The sequence below is a fragment of the Cognatilysobacter lacus genome, assembly GCF_008274655.1.
GTDB lineage: Bacteria > Pseudomonadota > Gammaproteobacteria > Xanthomonadales > Xanthomonadaceae > Cognatilysobacter > Cognatilysobacter lacus.
On the sequence record NZ_VTRV01000182.1, the window covers coordinates 1 to 4,953 of the forward strand.

6 protein-coding genes and 1 other RNA gene are annotated in these 4,953 nt (G+C 66.1%); all 7 read right to left on the minus strand.

The window, feature by feature from the left end:
- Nucleotides 1-560 precede the first annotated feature (560 nt).
- Nucleotides 561-1,208 carry a ribose-5-phosphate isomerase RpiA gene (gene rpiA, locus FW784_RS12610; protein ID WP_149353687.1) on the minus strand — a complete coding sequence of 216 codons (648 nt, stop codon included), beginning with the start codon at nt 1,206-1,208 and terminating at the stop codon, nt 561-563.
- Nucleotides 1,209-1,211: 3 nt separating this feature from the next.
- The gene (locus tag FW784_RS12615) at nt 1,212-1,682 is read right to left on the minus strand and encodes an EVE domain-containing protein (protein ID WP_149353688.1); all 471 of its coding nucleotides are present in this window, start codon (nt 1,680-1,682) and stop codon (nt 1,212-1,214) included.
- Nucleotides 1,679-2,275: a 5-formyltetrahydrofolate cyclo-ligase gene (locus FW784_RS12620; protein WP_149353689.1), complete on the minus strand. Its 597-nt coding sequence runs from the start codon at nt 2,273-2,275 to the stop codon at nt 1,679-1,681. The genes FW784_RS12615 and FW784_RS12620 overlap by 4 nt, the downstream gene beginning before the upstream one ends.
- A 42-nt stretch (nt 2,276-2,317) precedes the next feature.
- A non-coding RNA gene (gene ssrS, locus FW784_RS12625) (6S RNA) lies at nt 2,318-2,502 on the minus strand.
- Nucleotides 2,503-2,638: 136 nt separating this feature from the next.
- Nucleotides 2,639-2,938: a cell division protein ZapA gene (locus FW784_RS12630; protein ID WP_149353690.1), complete on the minus strand. Its 300-nt coding sequence runs from the start codon at nt 2,936-2,938 to the stop codon at nt 2,639-2,641.
- 10 nt (nt 2,939-2,948) lie between these two features.
- Nucleotides 2,949-3,173 carry a TIGR02449 family protein gene (locus FW784_RS12635; RefSeq protein ID WP_149353691.1) on the minus strand — a complete coding sequence of 75 codons (225 nt, stop codon included), beginning with the start codon at nt 3,171-3,173 and terminating at the stop codon, nt 2,949-2,951.
- A 30-nt stretch (nt 3,174-3,203) separates the two neighbouring features.
- Nucleotides 3,204-4,953: putative bifunctional diguanylate cyclase/phosphodiesterase (locus tag FW784_RS12640; protein ID WP_149353692.1), on the minus strand; the 1,750-nt coding region annotated here is incomplete at its 5' end.

A 4,953-nucleotide genomic window follows, 5' to 3' on the forward strand; every position in this document is an offset into this window, starting at 1 on the left:
GAGTAGGTCATCGCCAGGGTCTTTATCCCCAAACCCCCATCCGTGAACACGGGTGGGGGTTTGTCTTTGCGGCAAAGTTTGGTTCTTGTCGGGAATGCTTTCGGTCCAACGGAAGAAGTGAGCGGTGAGGTAGCGGCTGGCTGGGCGATGCGCTTTGGAGCATCCACACAGGCGGAAGCGATCCCGGATCCAAGTCATCGCTGTTGCAGTTGCAGTTGCGGTTGCAGTTGCGGTTGCAGTTGCAGTTGCTGTTGCTGTTGCTGTTGCTATTGCTATTGCTATTGCGGTTGCTATTGCTGTTGCGGCGCCGGCGTCGGCGCCGACGTGTCGAGGCTTCGATGCTGGTGACCGCGACGCGCCTCAGGCCAGGAGTTGCGATTCGAGTGGCTGTACGGCCGGCGCGCCTGCAACCACGCTCAGTGCGGATTCGGCGCTGACGCGGCGAAAATAGAAGAAAGCGGGTTGGGTCGAACGCGCGCTACGCGACGAGTCAGCCAATGCGAGCTGTTGCGTGCGCGAGCGCTCCACGATCCCCGGCGTGAACGAGAGCGTCGGACGCCCTAGAGAATCGAAACGGTCGGACCGCCCACGATCACGACATCGGCCGGCCGCCGGGCGAACAGACCCACGCTCACCACGCCGGGTATCTGGTTGAGCGCGGTCTCCATGGACTCCGGATCGCTGATCCGAAGACCGTGAATATCGAGGACCACGTTGCCGTTATCGGTGACGACGCTTTCGCGCCAAACGGGTTGGCCCCCCGTCATGGCGAGGATCCTGCGCGCCACCAGGCTCCTGGCCATCGGGATTACCTCGACGGGCAGCGGAAACGCGCCGAGCACGTCGACCTGTTTACTCGGGTCGATAATGCAGACGAACCGGTCGCTGGCTTCCGCGATTATCTTTTCGCGTGTGAGCGCGGCGCCGCCGCCCTTGATGAGTCGCTTCCGGGGGTCACATTCGTCAGCGCCGTCGACGTAGAGCGCGAGCGGCCCGGTCGAATTCAGATCCAGCACCTCGATGCCGTGACTGCGCAGTTGTTGGCTGCTCTGGTCAGAACTCGATACGGCGCCGCGGATACGGTCCGGCTCGCGTCCGAGCGCGTCGATGAAGTACGCCACCGTGGAACCGGTGCCGACACCGACGATCATCCCGTCCTCGACGAAGGTCATCGCCTTTTCGGCGGCGAGGCGCTTGGCTTCGGTCATGGCTTACTCGAGGGAGAGGAGGAGGGCCCACTGGGCCGCTGATACCGGCAGTACCGAAAGCCGGCTTCCGCGCTTGATCAGGGCGAACTCGTCACCCAGATCGTCGGCATGCCGGCGTATTTCCTCCAGCGGAATCGTGCGCGACAGTTTGCGTTCGAAGCGCACGTCGACATTGAACCAGCGTGGCTCTTCGTGGGTGGCCTTCGGATCGAAATAAGGCGATGCGCGATCGAACTGCGTCGGGTCGGGATAGGCTTCCGATGCCACCGTGGCCACTCCTGCGATGCCCGGCGGCGTGCAGTTGGAGTGATAGAACAGGACGCCGTCGCCGGAACGCATGCCGTTGCGCATGAAGTTGCGCGCCTGGTAGTTGCGCACGCCCGTCCACGGCTCGGTACCCACCTGCGCAAGGTGGTCGATCGAGAAGCAGTCAGGCTCGGATTTCATGAGCCAGTAGCGGCGACGCGCGCTCATGGAGCCGGCGCGCGAAGGTAGGTGGCGGATTCGGTGCACACGGCATCGACCGGAACATCCCACGGAGCGGGCTCCAGCGCACTCGCGCGCTGGACCTCGTAGCCTGCGCCCACCAGGAGGGGTCGCACCGGCGCGTCGCGCACCGGCGCGAGCGTGCGGTCGTACCAGCCGCCGCCCATCCCCAGTCGGTTGCACTGCTCGTCGAATGCAACCAGTGGCATCACGACGGCGGCAAGCTCGGCGGCGGCAAGCAACGGCACCCTCGAGGCGTCGGGCTCGGGGATGCCGAAGCGGTTGGAGACGATTGCATCACCCGGCCGCCACGGCGCGAATCGGAGGCATTGATCGGTGCCCAGTACGGGCAGGCAGTAGGTGCGGTCCGGTCCCAGCGACGACTGCCACGCGTGCAGTGCGATTTCACCATCCACCGCCCAGTAGCCGGCGACGTAACCCGAGCGCGGCATACCCGGAACGCTGGCCAACCGATCGGCGAGTTGCTGCGCGGAAGCGATGCGATGTGCGGGAGAAAGTGCGGCCCGTCGCGCACGCATCTCCTGGCGCAGCGATGCAAGCCCGGACGGCGCGCGTGTCATTGGACACACGCGCCACGCGCAGGCCATCGGCCACCAGAGATGGAGTCCTCCACCATGCCGATGCGTGCGAAACGACCTTGAACCCGGGGTTCAAGTGGGAACGCTCGGCCACCTTCGGGCTTCCCGCTCGCAGGCGGGCATGCACTCCGGATGACGGTCACATTCCCGATGTCGTTTTTAAGGGCCAAGGCGAATGTTTGGCACGCGGTCGCACACAGCAGAGGACGTGCAAGGATTATAGCGCGCGCCACCGCTGAAGACCGCGTGCATGGCGCTTCCGCTCGGCCGAAGTTCAGTGCGGTTGTGCGCGCCGCAAGCGGCTTTTCGGGCTCGATCCCGGCCATGCGCGGCATCACGGAACCGTCAGCCGGCGGGCGCGTCGAGCAGATCGTCGATCCGGCGATTCAGCATTCCTAGCGAGTGCGCGATATCGCGTTCGCGATTGCCTTCGCTGCGCACCTGCAACAGCTCGTGCGCGATGTTGAGCGCGGCGAGCACGGCGATCCTGTCCACCGCGGCCATTCGATTCGTGCCGCGGATCTCGCGCATCTTCGTGTCGAGCAGTTTCGAGGCGGCGACGAGACCATCGCGTTGCTCGGGAGTGCACCCCACGGTGTATTCGCGGTCGAGCAGGCGGACGTTGACGGGTTCGGAAGCGCTCATGCCATCGGTCTCACGTGTGCTGCTCGAGCGAACGCAGTCGGGCGATCATGGCTTCGACGCGCACGCGTGCCTGCTCGTTCTTCGCAAGCAACGACGCGCGTTCGGCGGCGAGGTCGACCTGCTGTTGCCGCAGGCTGCGATTCTCATCCTGAAGCCGGCGCAGGCGATCGCCGAGTTCGTCGATACGGCGTGCCAGCCGGTGGATGAGCTCGAGCGTCTGGGGCCTGTCTTCCATGCGGCCACGATAGCAGCGCGACCGCGCGAATCAAGGCGCGGTGACCGGCGTCATCCGGTCCGCCCAGCGCCAGTCGCGCATGAAACGCTCGCAGGCCTCGGGATCCAGCGGGCGCGCAAGCCAGTAGCCCTGGATTTCGTCGCAGCCGTTGCGGCGCAGGAAATCGAGCTGGCCTTCCGTCTCCACGCCCTCGGCGACCACATGGAGGCCGAGCGAGTGACCCATGGCGATGATCGCGCTGGTGATCGCCTCGTCGTCGGGATCGCGCGTGAGGTCGCCGATGAATTCACGGTCGATCTTCAGCGCGTTGATCGGCAGGCGCTTGAGGTATGCGAACGACGAGTACCCGGTGCCGAAATCGTCGATCGACATGTGCACTCCCAGTTCACGGATCGCATGAAGCGACGCCCACGTCTCTTCGGCCATCACCACGCTTTCGGTCAGTTCCACTTCGAGGCAATCGGCCGGCAGGCCGGTCTCGCCGAGCAGGCGCTCGATCACGTTCGCGATCTGCCCGCGACGAAGCTGCATGGCCGAAACATTCACGGACATCGCGATGTCGAGCCCGCTCTCGCGCCAGCGCGCAAGCTGCTCGCATGCGCGACGCATGGCCCACTCCCCGATATCGAGAATCAGCCCCGACTCTTCCGCGAGCGGGATGAACTGCGCGGGGCCGACGGCGCCGAATTCGGTCGAATTCCAGCGCAGCAGTGCCTCGACGCCGACGATCCGGCGCTGCGACAGCGATAGTCGCGGCTGGTAGACCAGGTGAAGCTCGTCGCGATCGATCACCTTGCGCAGCGCGGCCGAAAGCGTCGCACGCCTGCGGATATCGACGTCCATCCTCCCGCTGTAGCGCATGAACGTGCGCCGACCCAGGGCCTTGGCCTGGTACATCGCGGTATCGGCATGCTTGAGCATGTCCGACGGCGTGTCCGCGTCGTCGGGGTACACCGCGATGCCGATCGACGGCGACACGATGACGTCGCGCAGGTCGCCGGCGTCGAGCGGCGATTCGAACGCGCCGAGCAGCGCGCGCGCGACGTCCTCGGCCTCGCTCGCATCGTCGACGTGTTCCATCACCACGGTGAACTCGTCACCGCCCAGCCGCGCGACGGTGTGGTGCGCGCCGACCGCATGCTGCAGGCGGCCGGCGGTCGCGCGCAGGATCGCGTCGCCCGCGGCGTGGCCGAGCGAATCGTTGATGTCCTTGAAGCGGTCGAGATCGAGGAACAGCACCGCGATGCGGCTCTGCTGGCGCTTTGCGCGGGCAATCGCCCGCGCGAGCCGTTCGAGCAGCAGGGCGCGGTTCGGCAGCCCGGTGAGCGTGTCGTAGTTGGCGAGGAAGCGCAGTTCCTGCTCGGCACGCTTCTGGTCGGTGATGTCCGACAGCACGCCCACCCAGTGGCCGCGCTGGCCGCCGCTGTCGAGCACGACGCTGGCCTGCAGCCAGCACAGGAATTCGCTGCCGTCCTTGCGCCGTTGCCACAACTCGCCGGACCAGCGGCCGTCGCGACGCAGGTCCTCGCGCATGCGCGCGTAGACGGCCTCGTCGTGCTGGCGGCTGTCGATGAGGTTGGTGGTCTGGTTGACGACTTCGGTCTCGGTGTAGCCCGTCATGCGGGTGAATGCCGGGTTGACCGACACGAAGCGGAAGTCGTCGTCGAACACGGCGACGGCCTCCGCCATGCTGCGCAGCACCTCGCTCGCGACGCGGCGGTCGCGCTCCACGCGGCGGGTCTGCGTGATGTCGCGCGCCGTGCCGGCGATGCGCAGCGCG

What these genes read in the sequence shown, in the direction of transcription:
- FW784_RS12630 (WP_149353690.1), bottom strand. Translation starts at nt 2,938, where the DNA reads ATGAGCGCTTCCGAACCCGTCAACGTCCGCCTGCTCGACCGCGAATAC.
- FW784_RS12620 (WP_149353689.1), bottom strand. Translation starts at nt 2,275, where the DNA reads ATGACACGCGCGCCGTCCGGGCTTGCATCGCTGCGCCAGGAGATGCGT.
- FW784_RS12635 (WP_149353691.1), bottom strand. Translation starts at nt 3,173, where the DNA reads ATGGAAGACAGGCCCCAGACGCTCGAGCTCATCCACCGGCTGGCACGC.
- FW784_RS12615 (WP_149353688.1), bottom strand. Translation starts at nt 1,682, where the DNA reads ATGAGCGCGCGTCGCCGCTACTGGCTCATGAAATCCGAGCCTGACTGC.
- rpiA (WP_149353687.1), bottom strand. Translation starts at nt 1,208, where the DNA reads ATGACCGAAGCCAAGCGCCTCGCCGCCGAAAAGGCGATGACCTTCGTC.